Source organism: Streptomyces sp. NPDC048288 (genome assembly GCF_043201555.1).
Classification (GTDB): Bacteria; Actinomycetota; Actinomycetes; order Streptomycetales; family Streptomycetaceae; genus Streptomyces.
This window is the reverse complement of record NZ_JBICZD010000003.1, coordinates 1-14,469: the sequence shown is the minus strand read 5'-3', so window position 1 is coordinate 14,469 and position 14,469 is coordinate 1. Positions and strand designations below refer to the sequence as shown.

The following is a 14,469-nucleotide window of genomic DNA, read 5'->3' as shown; positions in this document are numbered from 1 at the left end:
CCGGGTGGGCGACACACCGGTACGCTGCGGTACGCCGAGCCGGACCCGACAGAAAGGTGGCCCTGTCCGTGACCGCGATTGCTCCGGGCCGAACCCCTCGCGCCGTGCTGGTGACGGCGGTGTGCGCACTGGCCGTCCTCACGGGATGCAGCGAGGATCCGGACGCGGGGACGAACGGGGTGGGCAAGCTGTCCGCGGACGTCATCCAGTCGAAGACCCGCGCGGCGGCGACGTCCGTGGCGACGGTGCGGATGGCGGGGACGGTGGTCACGAGCGGGCGTACGTACGAGCTGGACATGCGCCTGAACGCGGACGGGGGGACCGGGTCGGTCACCTCGAAGGGGGCGACCTTCCAGCTGGTGCGGGTCGGCAAGACGCTGTATCTGCAGGCCGACGCCGGGTTCTGGAACCACGCCGACGGCAGTGACACGGCCGCCGCGGGCAAACTCGACGGCAAGTACGTCAAGGTGCCGCGGAGCGACCCCGCGTACAAGAAGTTCAGCGGCTTCACGGACAAGGACGTTCTCCTCTCGGGCCTGCTGACCCTGCACGGTTCCCTCGCGACCGACGGCCACCACGAGCAGTCCGGCACCCCCACCATCCGCATCACCGGCGACAAGGGATCGGGCGGCACCCTCGACGTCTCCCTGCACGGCAAGCCGTACCCGCTCCGCCTGGAACGCGGCGGCGGCGCCGGCACCCTCACCTTCTCCGACTGGGGCAAGGACTTCAGCGTGGCCGAGCCGGAAAAAGGCGACACGGTGGACTACGGGAAGCAGCTGCCGACGTCGTAGGGGCGACGGAGCGGTTCCGGGGGCCGACGGTGGTTTCGGCACCGCCGGTCACCACCGCGGGGGCTCAGCGCCACTGCGGCGGACCGATGGGGCCGACGGGCGGATGGGCCGACCGGATTCCGGGACCGGCAGGTTTGTGTGTGGGGGCCTGCGGTGCGCGGTGGTGTGCCGGTCGCCCTGAGCCCGCCGCGACGGTGATCAGTCATGACGGTGACGATCGGCGGTGCCGAACTGGGCGCGACCCTCGGCTATTTGCTCTTTCTCCGTTTGGCGAGCAGGCGCGGGAGGCTCGCCGGGATCGGGCGGCGGGTGGTCGCGGGGGACGGGACGGGGGCTTCGGCGAGGTCGCCCGGCGGTACGGGCAGGAGCGCTCCCGTCGGGGTCAGGCGGAGCACCCGGGACTCCCGGGCCCACCGCTGCGTCATCGCCTCGCCGTCGGGTGCGTTGAGGCGTTTGCCCTTGAGTTCCGCGACCGCGGCGTCCCACTCCGGGGTGCCGGCGGACAGTTCCGTGACCGTCGCCGTCCAGGTGACCAGCCGGCCGCCCTTGTCCTTGCTGCGGACGGTGACCTCCGCCGTGCCCCCGTCGGCCAGCCCGGCCAGCGGCTGCTCGGCGCCGTCGCCGACCAGGCACACGCCGCCGTCGGCCCACGCGTGCCACACGGCACGCGCGGCCGGCGCCCCGGCGCCCCGGACCCAGATGAGGCCGGACTTCTTCGTGGCCTCCTCGACGAGGGCCTGGTCGAGCAGCTCGCTTGTCATGGCGCCCACCCTAGAGCCAGCCGTTGCGCTTCAGGGTGCGGTGGATGCCGAGGCAGATGACCATGGTGATGCCCATGATCACCGGGTAGCCGTACCGCCAGTGCGTCTCGGGCATGTACTTGAAGTTCATGCCGTACACCCCGCACACCATCGTCGGTACGGCGATGATCGCGGCCCAGGACGTGATCTTGCGCATGTCCTCGTTCTGCGCGACGGACGCCTGCGCGAGGTTGGCCTGGAGGATGGAGTTGAGGAGTTCGTCGAAGCCGACGACCTGCTCCTGGACGCGGGCGAGGTGGTCGGCCACGTCCCGGAAGTACTTCTGGATGTCGGGGTCGACCAGTCGCATGGGGCGTTCGCTGAGCAGCTGCATCGGGCGGAGCAGGGGCGACACCGCGCGCTTGAACTCAAGGACCTCGCGCTTGAGTTGGTAGATGCGCGCCGAGTCGACGCCTCGGGAGACCCCGCCCCTGCGGCCGGGCGTGAAGACCTCGGTCTCCACCTCGTCGATGTCGTCCTGCACGGCGTCGGCGACCGCGACATAGCCGTCGACCACATGGTCGGCGATGGCGTGCAGCACGGCCGAGGGGCCCTTGGCGAGCAGTTCGGGGTCGTCCTGGAGCCGGTGCCGCAGCGCCCGCAGCGAGCCCTGGCCGCCGTGCCGGACGGTGATGAAGAAGTCCCGGCCGGTGAAGCACATCACCTCGCCGGTCTCCACGACCTCGCTGTTGGCGGTGAGCTGGTCGTGCTCGACGTAGTGGATGGTCTTGAAGACGGTGAAGAGGGAGTCGTCGTAGCGCTCCAGCTTCGGGCGCTGGTGGGCCTGGACGGCGTCCTCCACGGCCAGCGGGTGCAGCCCGAACTCGCTCGCGATACCGGCGAATTCGGCCTCGGTCGGCTCGTGCAGGCCGATCCACACGAACCCGCCGTCCCGGCGCACCAGGCGCATCGCCTCGTGCGGGGTCAGCGGCTTCGTCGTCTCGACGCGCGCGCCGTCGCGGTACACGGCGCAGTCGACGACGGCCGACGGCGTACCGGGGTCGCGGGTGGTGTCGTACGCGCCGGTGTCCGGCCGCAGGCTCTTGCGGAGCGAGGGACGGGACGGGCGGACCACGGCGCGCAGGTCGCGGATCATCGACATGGGCAGGCTCCTTCGCGACAGGCAGCGAGAGTTCGCCGGCGAACGGGTGGAACTACCCGGAATGGGGACGTCCTGACTGCGGATGTTTGGCACGTCCACAAAGCGGGGAGCACCGCACCGTTGCGGTGGCGACATCGCTACTGATTCGGATCAGACGAACGGATCCAGACAGGCCCGGAGCGGACCGGTCAGAGGGATCAGGCAAGCGAAACGAAGTGCTCTTCCGAACGACAACGCGCACAAGAAGGCGGCAGCCAGCCAGAGAAGAAATCAGAGGCCGGAAGAGCGAGTGGTACTGCACGGGTGACTTCGATCCATGACAGCCCCACCTCCTCCAGCCGGTCCCTCGTAAGGGAGTCCTGTCGGCGTCGGGGGCTTACCGCGACGCTCTGCGTGCTGCCCCGACCACCGCGGCCAGACTAGCAGCAGCCCTCAGTGTCAAGGCGCCGCTTTGCCCGGTACTGACGAGTTCTATGCTCGCGACATGGCTGATGTTCTTCCTCTGGTCGAGGCCCGGTTGACCACCACTCTGGGCGAACCGGACGCACGCGCGGCGGTCACTTTCCTGGGTACGGACCCCATCGAGGTGCTCCGTTTCCACGAGGATCTCCAGGGCGAGGACGTCGTCCGCTACGCCACGCTCGGCATGTCCGCGCACCCCATGACGGACCCCACCGCGATGGTCGCGGACCCCGTCAAGGGACCCCGTGCCGAGCTGGTCCTCTCGGTCCGCGCCGGGCTCGCCGAGACCGACAAGGTGCTCCGCGCGCTCGCCGTCCTGGCCGCGTCTCCGCAGGTCGAGGGCCTGGTCGTGGCGCCGGGCGCGTCGCTCGACGTCGGTGAGCCGCTGTGGCCGGGGGCGCCCTTCACCTCGGTCCTGGTCGGCGAGCCGGGTGGTCTCGTCGAGGATCTGGAGCTGGACGAGCCGCTCGATCCCGTACGGTTCCTGCCGCTGCTGCCGATGACGCCGAACGAGGCCGCCTGGAAGCGGGTGCACGGCGCGCAGGCCCTCCAGGAGCGCTGGCTCGCCGGCGGGACGGACCTCCGGCACCCGAACCGGAAGTCCGTCCCGCTGGACTGACGGGGCGGGGTGAGCAAGCTCACCAAGCGCCGCCCCGAAGACGTCAGTTGGCAAAGCGCCGGCCGACGTCAGTTGGCGAAGACCGTGACACCGTCCTCCGTGGCGTGCCGGGGTTCCAGTTCCTCGGCATCGTGCGCGAGGGCGTTCCGTCGTACGAACACCACGACCGCGCCCAGGACGGCGGTGGCCGCCGCCACCACGAACGGGATGTGGATGTCGCTCCACTCCTCGATCTTCGGCGCGAAGTAGGGAGCGGCCGCGGCGGCGAACCAGCGGACGAAGTTGTAGCCCGCGCTCGCCACCGGGCGCGGCGCGTCCGACACGCCGAGGGCCAGCTCGGTGTAGACGGTGTTGTTCACGCCGATGAACGCGCCGGACAGGATCGTGCAGACGATCGCGGCGCTGTGGCCGCCGTAGCCGAGGACGAGGACGTCGGCGGCGAGCAGCACGAGCGAGCCGCCCAGCACCTTGAGCGAGCCGAAGCGCCGCTGCATGCGCGGGGCCACGAGCACGGAGAAGACCGCCAGCAGGACGCCCCAGGCGAAGAAGACCGCGCCCGACCGGTACGGGGTCATGTTCAGCACGAACGGGGTGAAGGCCAGCACGGTGAAGAACGTGTAGTTGTAGAAGAACGCGGAGACGGCGGCGGAGGCGAGGCCGCCGTGGCCCAGCGCCCGGAGCGGGTCCAGGATCGACGTCTTGCGGGCGGGCTTCGGCTGTTCCTTCAGGAACGCGGTGATGCACAGGAAGCCGACCGCCATCAGGGTGGCGGTGCCGAAGAAGGGGTAGCGCCAGCTGAGGTTGCCGAGCACCGCGCCGAGCAGGGGGCCGCAGGCCATGCCGAGGCCGAGCGCGGACTCGTAGAGCAGGATCGCGGAGGCGCTGCCGCCGGCCGCCGCGCCGACGATGACCGCGAGGGCCGTCGACACGAACAGGGCGTTGCCCAGGCCCCAGCCGGCCCGGAAGCCGACCAGCTGGCCGACCGTGTCGGAGGTGCCGGCGAGTCCGGCGAAGACGACCACGAGGGCGAGGCCGAGCAGCAGGGTCCGGCGGCCGCCGATCCGGCTGGAGACGAAGCCGGTGAGCAGCATCGCCACGGCGGTGATCAGGAAGTACGAGGTGAAGAGCAGGGAGACCTGGCTGGTCGTGGCGTCCAGGCCCTTGGCTATGGAGGGCAGGATCGGGTCGACGAGTCCGATGCCCATGAAGGCGACGACGGACGCACCGGCCGTCGCCCACACGGCCTTCGGCTGTCGCAGGATGCTGCCCGCTCCGGCGTCGAATGGGTCGTCCATGCGCTTCCTCCGCTTCTCGCTGCGTGCCGATTTGGTTGGCGTATACACATAGTAAGTTAGGGCGGCTAATTAATGCAAGATGCATCTAGTTGCGCCCGGTGAGCGGGTCCGTCCGGACGGGTGATCGTCCTTGACGTGGGGGATCCGGGGTAGGACCGTGGGGCCCTATGAGGGGCGAACCCAGTTGCCCGAAGTGTGGTGGCCGGGTCAGGGCTCCCGGACTCTTCGCCGATACCTGGCAGTGCGATGTGCACGGGACCGTGCATCCGGTGCAGCCCGTGATCCCGCCCAGCGTCGAGGCCCTCGGTGTGGTGGTGCACCGCACGCAGGTCCCGGTGTGGATGCCCTGGCCGCTGCCGGTCGGCTGGCTGTTCACGGGGGTGGCGTGCGCCGGTGACGACCGCAGCGGCGGCCGTGCCACCGCCGTCGCCTGCTCCGGACCCGCGCCGCTCGGCGGGATAGGGGAGATGATCCTGGTCGCCGAGGAACTGGGGGTCGGACTCGGGGCGCGGTACGCCGGGATCGACGGACCGGATCCGGGACCGTACATGAGCGTGGAGAAGCCGCCGCAGGCGAAGGTGCTGGCCGCCGGGCGGCCCACACCGCTGTGGCATGTCTCCGGGGCGCCGGACGACCGGGCCGTCTTCGCCGGCGAGGCCCGTGGGCTGTGGCTGTGGGCGGTGGTCTGGCCCGAGCAGACCGGGCTGCTGATGTACGACGAACTGGTGCTGACGGATCTGCGGGACGCGGGCGCGGAGGTGGACCTGGTGCCCTGCGGGGCGTTGTCGCCGCGCTTGCTGGAGCCGTGAGGGGCGCGTTCTCCTGTGCGTCGGCTGTACGGGGTGCTCCCCGCTCCCGGGTGTGACAGGGCACCCTCTGCCGACGGCTATCCTTGACGTGTCCCTACCCGTGCCGTCCCGCTGGAGTCCGCGTCGTGCGCATCGATCTGCACTGCCACTCCACCGCCTCCGACGGTACGGACACCCCGGCCGAGCTGGTGCGCAACGCCGCCGCTGCCGGTCTTGACGTGGTCGCGCTGACCGATCACGACACCACCCGCGGGTACGCCGAGGCCATCGCCGCGCTGCCCGCCGGGCTCACCCTGGTGACCGGGGCCGAGCTGTCCTGTCGTATCGACGGCGTCTCCATGCACATGCTGGCCTACCTCTTCGACCCCGAGGAGCCCGATCTGCTCGCCGAGCGCGAGCTGGTCCGGGACGACCGGGTGCCGCGCGCGCAGGGCATGATCGCCAAGCTGAACGCGCTGGGCGTGCCGGTCACCTGGGAGCAGGTGAAGCGGATCGCCGGCGACGGTTCCGTGGGGCGGCCGCACGTCGCCTCGGCGCTCGTCGAGCTCGGTGTCGTGCCGACCGTGAGCGACGCCTTCACCGAGGAGTGGCTGGCCGACGGCGGCCGGGCCTTCGTGGAGAAGCACGAGACCGACCCCTTCGAGGCGATCCGGCTGGTCAAGGGGGCCGGCGGGGTGTGCGTGTTCGCGCACCCGGCGGCCGCCAAGCGCGGCCGCACCGTGCCGGAGTCCGCGATCGCCGAGCTGGCCGCGGCCGGTCTCGACGGCATCGAGGTCGACCACATGGACCACGACGAGGACACCCGCGTACGGCTGCGGGGGCTCGCCGCGGAGCTGGGGCTGCTGGTCACGGGGTCGTCCGACTACCACGGCAGCCGCAAGACGGTGACGCTGGGCGAGTACACCACCCACCCCGAGGTGTACGGCGAGATCACGCGCCGCGCGACCGGGGCGTTCCCGGTGCCGGGGACCGGCGGAGCCTGAGGCTCGGCCCTCGCACCCCACGTCCCTTTCTCCCGCAAGGCTTGCAGCACACCCATGTTCGACGTCGCCGTCTTCGGCTCTCTCTTCCTGACCCTTTTTGTCATCATGGATCCCCCCGGGATCACCCCGATCTTCCTCGCCCTCACCTCCGGCCGGCCCGGCAAGGTGCAGCGGCGGATGGCCTTCCAGGCCGTGTGCGTGGCGGGCGGTGTGATCACCGTCTTCGGGCTGCTGGGGCACCAGATCCTCGACTACCTGCATGTCTCGGTGCCCGCGCTGATGATCGCGGGCGGACTGCTGCTCCTGCTGATCGCCCTGGACCTGCTCACCGGCAAGAACGACGAGCCGAAGCAGACCAAGGACGTCAATGTGGCCCTGGTGCCGCTGGGCATGCCGCTGCTGGCCGGTCCCGGCGCGATCGTGTCGGTGATCCTCGCCGTGCAGAAGGCCGACAGCTTCGCCACACAGGTGTCCGTGTGGACCGCGATCCTCGCCATCCATGTCGTGCTGTGGCTGGTGATGCGCTACTCGCTGCTGATCATCCGGCTCATCAAGGACGGCGGCGTGGTCCTGGTGACCCGGCTGGCCGGCATGATGCTCTCCGCGATCGCCGTCCAGCAGATCATCAACGGCGTCACCCAGGTGATCAAGGGGGCGTGAGCCCGGCGGCCGCGGCGGAACGCGGAACCCCCGCACGGCGTCGATGCCGTACGGGGGTTCCGAAGACTGTGCGGTGTTCCGCGCGTCGGTGTGTGGGTGGGGCGTCGCTCGTTACGAAGCCTGGTTCTCGGCCGGTCGGATCCACAGGCGCTGCCCGATGGCGGCGGCCTGCTGCACGATCCTGTTGACGGAGGCGGCGTCCACGACGGTGCAGTCCACGGTGGTGCCGTCGACTTCGTCCAGTCGCCTGATCTCGAAGCGCATCTGCCTCTCCCTTCGTCTGTGTTCCGTCTGAGTCAACGACTTGCGTGTTACAAACATTCCCTACGCTAAAGAAATTTTTCGAACGCCTAATTACCGACCGGTAAGAGTCGTTGAGGAGACTGACCGGGACCGGTTGTGTTCGCAGCGTGACCGCCGGGACAATGGAGGCGATGAACGACGACCTCGCCACCCTCCAGGCCCGTATCGACCGCACGAACGAGCTGCTCACCCGCATGCTCGCCGAAGTGGCCAAGACGCCCTCGACGCACGCCATCTTCGTGGACGCGGGCTACCTCTACGCGGCCACGGGCCGGCTCGTCGCCGGGACGGAGGACCGCCGCGCCTTCGACCTCGACGCCGAGGGACTCATCGAGGCACTCATCGACAAGGCCCGCCAGATCTTCGCGGACAGCCGGCTGCTGCGCGTCTACTGGTACGACGGCGCCCGCCGCCGCATCCACACCGCCGAGCAGCAGGCCATCGCCGAGCTGCCCGACGTCAAGGTCCGCCTCGGCAACCTCAACGCCAACAACCAGCAGAAGGGCGTCGACTCCCTGATCCGCACCGACCTGGAGTCACTCGCCCGGCACCGCGCCATCAGCGACGCGGCCCTGCTCGGCGGCGACGAGGACCTGGTCTCCGCGGTCGAGGCCGCCCAGGGCTACGGCGCCCGCGTCCACCTGTGGGGCATCGAGGCCCCCGAGGGCCGAAACCAGGCCGAGCCGCTGCTCTGGGAGGTCGACAGCCAGCGCACCCTGGACCTGGAGTTCTTCAAGCCGTACGTCTCCAGACGCACCGCCCCCGCCTACGAGGCGGGGGCGACCAGACCCACCCGCGAGAACGTCCGCTTCGTCGGCGCGCAGATCGCCGCGAAGTGGCTCTCCGCGCGCGGCCGTGAGGCCCTCATGGAGCTGCTGCCCGGCCATCCCTACCTGCCCGGCTCCGTCGACCAGGACCTCCTCGTCGAGGCCGAGGGCATGCTCCAGTACTCCCTGCGCGGCCAGGCCGACCTGCGCCGCGCCCTGCGGGACGGCTTCTGGGAGCACCTCCAGACGCAGTACTAGCCCCCTAGTGCCCCTAGTCCTTGGCCGTGTCCGTGTCCGTGTCGTCCCAGAAGGCGGCGAGCGCCTCGGCGGTGGGAGCCGGCCGCTCGGTGTTGGGGGAGTGCTCCGCCCCCTCGACGACCGTCCTGCGCGCCCCCAGCCGTAGCGCCATCTCGTCCAGCAGGGGCACCGGCCAGGTGTCGTCCCGCGCGCCCGACAGGACGTGGAACGGCAGCGGTACGGCGGCGAGTTCGGCGACGCGGTCCGGCTCGGCGCACAACTGGCGGCCGGTGGCGATGAGCTGGGCCGGCTTGTTGCCCAGCCAGCGGCGCCGCAGATCCTCGGCGTCCTCCAGGTCCCGCGCCAGGTCCTCGTCCAGCTCCTCGGGAGCCTCCGGCGCCTCCATGGCCTGCATGGCGTCCCACACCTCGGCCATCGACATCACGGCGAGCGCGTCCCGCAACAGCTTCACCCGCTGCTGCTGGGAGGTCGAGATCTGCGCCGGGCCCGAGGCCATCAGGGTCAGCGAGCCGAACGGCGTGTGGTCGAGCAGCACGGCCGCGCGCGCGATCTGGCCGCCGAGGGAGTGGCCCAGCAGATGCACCGGCCGGCCGTCGCCGACCGCCGCCGCCTGCGCGAGCACATCCCGCGCCAACTCCTCCTGGGCGTACGCCGATTCGTCGGTCTCCGGACCGTCCGACTCGAACTGCCCGCGCCCGTCCACGGCGACGGTCCGGTACCCGCGCGCGCCCAGTGCCCCGAGCAGCGGACTGAAGTCCTCCTTGCTGCCGGTGAATCCGGGCAGCAGCAGCGCGATCCCCTTGGGCTCGGCCCCGGCGGCGACGGGCGCGTCGAAGACGGCGAACTCGCCTCGCGCGGTGGCGAGCGCGTAGGCGCGGGCACCGGCGGGCGGGACAAAAGTACGAGGCCTGCTCATGGGGAGAGGTTATCCGGAGGCCGGCGACGGCCCGGAGGACGGTGGGTGAACCCCGTGGCCCGGGGCCCCGTGGCCCTGGGGGCGCGAACGCCGACGGCCCGGCCCACACGAGGTGGGCCGGGCCGTCGTGGCGCGTGACGCGATCAGGCCTCGGGAGCCGCGGCGGCGGCCTTCCGGGTCCGGCGGACCTTCGGCTTCGCCTCCGCGTCGGCGTCGGCCGCCGTCGCGACGGACTCGGTGGCCTCGGCGGCCTTGCGCGTCGTACGACGCCTCGGCTTGGCCTCCGGCTCCGCGCTGGCCTGCGCCGGAATCTCCGCGGGGGCGGCGGCTGCCGTCTTGCGGGTGCGGCGGGGCTTGGCCTCGGCGCCTTCGGCGGTGTCGACGGCTGCCTCGGCGGCCTCGGCGGTCTTGCGGGTGCGGCGCGGCTTGGGCGCGGCTTCGGCCTCGGCGGTCTCCGGGGCGGCGGCTGCCGTCTTCCGGGTGCGACGGGGCTTGGCCTCGACGGCCTCGACCGTGTCCACCGCGGTCTCGGCCGCGGCTGCCGTCTTGCGGGTCCGGCGGGGCTTGGCCTCGGCGCCTTCGGCGGTGTCGACGGCTGCCTCGGCTGCCTCTGCGGTCTTGCGGGTGCGGCGCGGCTTGGGCGCGGCTTCGGCCTCGGCGGTCTCCGGGGCGGCGGCTGCCGTCTTCCGGGTGCGACGGGGCTTGGCCTCGACGGCCTCGACCGTGTCCACCGCGGCTTCGGCGGCGGCCGCCGTCTTGCGCGTGCGACGCGGTTTGGGCTCCTCGGTGGCCTCCGGCTCCGGCGCGGTCGCCACCGGCTCGGCCGGCGCGGCGGCCTTGCGGGTGCGACGGCGGACCGGCGCCACCGGGGCCTCGACGGCTTCCTGCGCGGCCTCCGCGACCTCGGCCACGGTCTCGGCGGCCTCGGCGGTCTTCCGGGTGCGGCGGCGCGGCTTGGCCTCGACGGCCTCGGCCGTGTCCACGGCGGTCTCGGCGGCGGTCACCGTCTTGCGGGTGCGGCGCGGCTTCGGCTCCGCGAGTTCCGCGAGTTCCGCGACGACGGTCTCGACCGCCTCGACGGCTGCCACCGGGGCGGCCTCCGCGACCTCGGCCACCTTGCGGGTACGACGACGGGCAGGGGCCGCCGGTGCCTCCTCGGCGACCGGTGCCTCGGTCACCGGCGTCGCCTCCGCCACCGGCGCGCTCTCCGCGGACCTGCGGGTGCGGCGGCGGCGCGGCTTCTCCGGCTCGGCGGGCTCCACCACGGCCTCGACCGTCTCGACGACGGCCTCCGGCGTCACCGCCACCGGGGCGGCGGCCGCCACCGGCTCCTGCGACGCCCCGGCGCGCGTACGGCGACGGCGGCGCGGGGTCCGGCCGGCCGCGGGCTCCGACGCGGCGACGGCATCGGCGGCGGGGGAGGCGGACTCGGCGGCCGGCGCCGTGGACGTCGTACCGTCGGCCGATTCCAGTGTCGAACCGCCACGCGTACGGCGACGGCGGCGCGGGGTGCGGGCCGGGCGCTCGCGCTCCTCGGAGCGCGGGGCCTCGTTACGGCCGCCCCGGCCACCGCGACCGCGGCCACCACGGCCACCGGTCTCGCCCAGGTCCTCCAGCTCCTCCGCGTCGAGGCCGGCGCGGGTGCGCTCCGCGCGCGGCAGGACACCCTTGGTGCCCGCGGGGATCTTGAGGTCCTCGAAGAAGTGCGGGGAGGTGGAGTACGTCTCCACCGGGTCGGGGAACTTGAGGTCCAGCGCCTTGTTGATGAGCTGCCAGCGCGGGATGTCGTCCCAGTCGACGAACGTGATCGCCGTACCCGAGGCGCCCGCGCGGCCGGTCCGGCCGACCCGGTGCAGGTACGTCTTCTCGTCCTCGGGGGACTGGTAGTTGATGACGTGGGTGACGCCCTCGACGTCGATACCGCGCGCGGCGACGTCGGTGCAGACGAGGACGTCCACCTTGCCGTTGCGGAACGCGCGCAGCGCCTGCTCGCGGGCGCCCTGGCCGAGGTCGCCGTGGACGGCGCCGGAGGCGAAGCCGCGGCGCTCAAGCTGCTCGGCGATGTCGGCGGCGGTGCGCTTGGTGCGGCAGAAGATCATCGCGAGCCCGCGGCCGTCGGCCTGCAGTATGCGCGCGATCATCTCCGGCTTGTCCATGGAGTGCGCGCGGTAGACGAACTGCGCGATGTTCGCGACGGTCGCGCCCTCGTCGTCCGGCGCGGTGGCGCGGATGTGGGTGGGCTGGCTCATGTACCGGCGCGCGAGGCCGATGACCGCGCCCGGCATGGTGGCCGAGAACAGCATGGTCTGGCGCTTGGCCGGAAGCATGGCGATGATCTTCTCGACGTCGGGCAGGAAGCCCAGGTCGAGCATCTCGTCGGCCTCGTCGAGGACGAGCGACTTGATGTGCTTGAGGTCGAGCTTGCGCTGGCCCGCGAGGTCCAGGAGGCGGCCCGGGGTGCCGACGACCACGTCGACGCCCTTCTTCAGGGCCTCGACCTGCGGCTCGTAGGCGCGGCCGCCGTAGATGGCGAGAACGCGTACGTTGCGGACCTTGCCGGCCGTCAGGAGGTCGTTGGTGACCTGGGTGCAGAGCTCGCGCGTGGGGACGACGACGAGCGCCTGCGGGGCGTTGGTGAGGGCCTCGGGGGCGGCGCGGCCGGCCTCGACGTCGGCGGGGACGGTCACGCGCTCAAGGAGCGGCAGACCGAAGCCGAGGGTCTTGCCCGTGCCGGTCTTGGCCTGGCCGATGACGTCGGTGCCGGACAGGGCGACCGGGAGCGTCATCTCCTGGATGGGGAAGGGGTTGATGATGCCGACGGCTTCCAGGGCCTCGGCGGTCTCGGGAAGGATTCCGAGTTCACGAAACGTCGTAGTCAGGGTTTTGCCTCTTCTGTGTGGCGCGGCGCGAGGCGAGCGCGGGGGTCTTTGACGGACCGTGCCGGGGACGTCGGCTGCCTTACGGGCGGGCCGTGGGGGGCACGCCGTAGTGCACGGGACCTCTGCCGACGCTCTAGCGCTCGTACCGCTGAGGGTGTGTCCCTCCGGTCGTCGTACGCACAGTGCCGTACGAGCCGGGAGGGCTGTCGGGTCGGAGCCGATCGGGCCACCGACCGGGCATCCTCATACGTGCGGCCTGTCGAGGTACGTCCGAATACGTCGGCGTACCAGCAGGCGCATTACCACCATACCCCGGAATCGTGCACATGTGATGGCCGATTTGGTCACGTCGTGGTAGTCACAGTGGATGACCAGGGCCTTCCCTGGGACTTCTCCGGGGCCTGCCCGGGTTTCCTCGGGGCTTCCCCGGGACTTCCCTGAGGCGGCGGGCGAGCTATTGTGCGCTTCATGACGAGCTCTGACAAGCCTGAGAACGCCTCCGCCGAACCGACCGGTGTCGCCGCCCAGGACTGGGCCCAGGCCGCCGCCGATCCGCAGTACCGGGCCGCGGTCGTGGACCTGCTCGGCGCGCTCGCGTACGGCGAGCTCGCGGCGTTCGAGCGGCTCGCCGAGGACGCCAAGCTGGCGCCCACGCTGGTGGACAAGGCCGAGCTGGCCAAGATGGCGTCCGCGGAGTTCCACCACTTCGAGCGGCTGCGCGACCGGCTGACGGAGATCGGTTCGGACGCGACGCAGGCGATGGAGCCGTTCGTCGCGGCCCTCGACGGCTTCCACCGGCAGACGGCGCCGTCGGACTGGCTGGAGGGCCTGGTCAAGGCATACGTCGGCGACTCGATCGCCAGTGACTTCTACCGGGAGGTCGCGGCGCGGCTCGACTCCGACACGCGAGAGCTGGTGCTGGCCGTCCTCGACGACACGGGGCACGCCGGGTTCGCGGTGGAGAAGGTACGGGCCGCCATCGACGCCGACCCGCGGGTTGGCGGCCGCCTCGCGCTGTGGGCGCGGCGGTTGATGGGGGAGGCGCTGTCGCAGTCGCAGCGCGTCGTCGCCGACCGGGACGCGCTGTCGACCATGTTGGTGGGCGGGGTGGCCGACGGGTTCGATCTCGCCGAGGTGGGGCGGATGTTCTCGCGCATCACCGAGGCGCACACCAAGCGGATGGCCGCGCTGGGGCTGGCCGCGTGACGGCCTGAGGGCGCGTCAGGTCCCGGCGTACGACGGCTACGCCGGGATCGATCGTCGGCGCAGGTGCCGGCCGGCCGGGCGCAGGAGCAGGGAGAGCGAGGCGGCCGAGACGATCGCCGCGCCCAGCAGGCTCACGAGGACCGTGCCGGGGCCGAGCGCGCTGTGGGTGACGAAGTCGCCGAACAGGGCTCCCGCGACGCCCGTGCAGAACACCAGGGGGCGGGCCGGGAGTCGGTGGGCCAGACGGCTGCTCGCGGCCCATGACAGGACCACGCCGAGCAGTGCGGATCCAAGGACTTCCAGGAGCATCACGAGGGGTCCCTCCCACGGCCGGCCCGTGCTTCACGGTCGTAGCCGGTCATACCCGTGACCTGCGGAATGCAATCCTCCTCTGTGGGCGACTTGTGCGCCGAATGTGGAGGGGCGACACAGCGGTGCGCCGACAGGGGGATTACGGGCAGGCGAGCGCGCGGACATGGCAGAGGGGCCGGGGGGGGCCCCGGGCGCCCCCCCCCCCCCCCCCCCGGGGGGGGGGCCCCCCGGGCCCCCCCCCCCCGGGCCCGGCGCGGCCCCCCCAGCACGTTAGGGGGCCCCGCCGCCGGGGGGCCGGCCCACA

The 14,469-nt window shown here is 71.9% G+C and carries 14 protein-coding genes; 7 read left to right on the top strand and 7 right to left on the bottom strand.

Annotated features, from left to right (window positions below; translation table 11 throughout):
- The first annotated feature begins 68 nt into the window (after positions 1–68).
- Entirely contained in the window at positions 69–794 is a 726-nt protein-coding gene (locus ACGFZS_RS11360; RefSeq protein WP_393794893.1) for a hypothetical protein, read from the top strand.
- A 248-nt stretch (positions 795–1,042) separates the two neighbouring features.
- Here the strand turns inward: ACGFZS_RS11360 and ACGFZS_RS11355 are convergent, their stop codons facing one another.
- A complete protein-coding gene (locus ACGFZS_RS11355; RefSeq protein ID WP_393794892.1) occupies positions 1,043–1,555 on the bottom strand; it encodes a hypothetical protein in 513 nt (170 codons plus the stop codon).
- A gap of 10 nt (positions 1,556–1,565) precedes the next feature.
- Positions 1,566–2,696, bottom strand: coding sequence for a magnesium and cobalt transport protein CorA (locus ACGFZS_RS11350; protein WP_393794891.1), 1,131 nt, complete (start codon positions 2,694–2,696; stop codon positions 1,566–1,568).
- Positions 2,697–3,180: 484 nt separating this feature from the next.
- Between ACGFZS_RS11350 and ACGFZS_RS11345 the strand changes: the two genes are divergently transcribed.
- Positions 3,181–3,777 (top strand): suppressor of fused domain protein, encoded by a 597-nt coding sequence (locus tag ACGFZS_RS11345; RefSeq protein WP_393794890.1) that lies wholly within the window; start codon positions 3,181–3,183, stop codon positions 3,775–3,777.
- Between the two features lie 68 nt (positions 3,778–3,845).
- On the opposite strand, the gene ACGFZS_RS11340 is transcribed toward ACGFZS_RS11345, so the two are convergent.
- Positions 3,846–5,072: an MFS transporter gene (locus ACGFZS_RS11340; RefSeq protein ID WP_393794889.1), complete on the bottom strand. Its 1,227-nt coding sequence runs from the start codon at positions 5,070–5,072 to the stop codon at positions 3,846–3,848.
- 167 nt (positions 5,073–5,239) lie between these two features.
- Between ACGFZS_RS11340 and ACGFZS_RS11335 the strand changes: the two genes are divergently transcribed.
- From ACGFZS_RS11335 to ACGFZS_RS11325, 3 genes are all read left to right on the top strand, one after another.
- Positions 5,240–5,881, top strand: coding sequence for a DUF6758 family protein (locus ACGFZS_RS11335; protein WP_189267666.1), 642 nt, complete (start codon positions 5,240–5,242; stop codon positions 5,879–5,881).
- 125 nt (positions 5,882–6,006) lie between these two features.
- On the top strand, positions 6,007–6,864 hold the full coding sequence (locus ACGFZS_RS11330; RefSeq protein WP_393794888.1) for a PHP domain-containing protein: 858 nt from the start codon (positions 6,007–6,009) through the stop codon (positions 6,862–6,864).
- 54 nt (positions 6,865–6,918) lie between these two features.
- Positions 6,919–7,524, top strand: a complete 606-nt coding sequence (locus ACGFZS_RS11325) for a MarC family protein (protein WP_393794887.1) — start codon at positions 6,919–6,921, stop codon at positions 7,522–7,524.
- Between the two features lie 111 nt (positions 7,525–7,635).
- On the opposite strand, the gene ACGFZS_RS11320 is transcribed toward ACGFZS_RS11325, so the two are convergent.
- Positions 7,636–7,788: a hypothetical protein gene (locus ACGFZS_RS11320; RefSeq protein WP_351704745.1), complete on the bottom strand. Its 153-nt coding sequence runs from the start codon at positions 7,786–7,788 to the stop codon at positions 7,636–7,638.
- Positions 7,789–7,958: 170 nt separating this feature from the next.
- Here ACGFZS_RS11320 and ACGFZS_RS11315 point away from each other — a divergent pair, with 170 nt between their 5' ends.
- Positions 7,959–8,852, top strand: coding sequence for an NYN domain-containing protein (locus ACGFZS_RS11315; protein ID WP_393542601.1), 894 nt, complete (start codon positions 7,959–7,961; stop codon positions 8,850–8,852).
- Between the two features lie 13 nt (positions 8,853–8,865).
- Here the strand turns inward: ACGFZS_RS11315 and ACGFZS_RS11310 are convergent, their stop codons facing one another.
- Positions 8,866–9,768 carry an alpha/beta fold hydrolase gene (locus tag ACGFZS_RS11310; RefSeq protein ID WP_393794886.1) on the bottom strand — a complete coding sequence of 301 codons (903 nt, stop codon included), beginning with the start codon at positions 9,766–9,768 and terminating at the stop codon, positions 8,866–8,868.
- 143 nt (positions 9,769–9,911) lie between these two features.
- Complete coding sequence (locus tag ACGFZS_RS11305) at positions 9,912–12,554, bottom strand: DEAD/DEAH box helicase (RefSeq protein ID WP_393794885.1); 2,643 nt, start codon at positions 12,552–12,554, stop codon at positions 9,912–9,914.
- 552 nt (positions 12,555–13,106) lie between these two features.
- Between ACGFZS_RS11305 and ACGFZS_RS11300 the strand changes: the two genes are divergently transcribed.
- The gene (locus ACGFZS_RS11300; RefSeq protein WP_359220052.1) at positions 13,107–13,853 is read left to right on the top strand and encodes a ferritin-like fold-containing protein; all 747 of its coding nucleotides are present in this window, start codon (positions 13,107–13,109) and stop codon (positions 13,851–13,853) included.
- 36 nt (positions 13,854–13,889) lie between these two features.
- On the opposite strand, the gene ACGFZS_RS11295 is transcribed toward ACGFZS_RS11300, so the two are convergent.
- Entirely contained in the window at positions 13,890–14,162 is a 273-nt protein-coding gene (locus ACGFZS_RS11295; RefSeq protein WP_359220055.1) for a hypothetical protein, read from the bottom strand.
- Between the last annotated feature and the right edge of the window lie 307 nt (positions 14,163–14,469).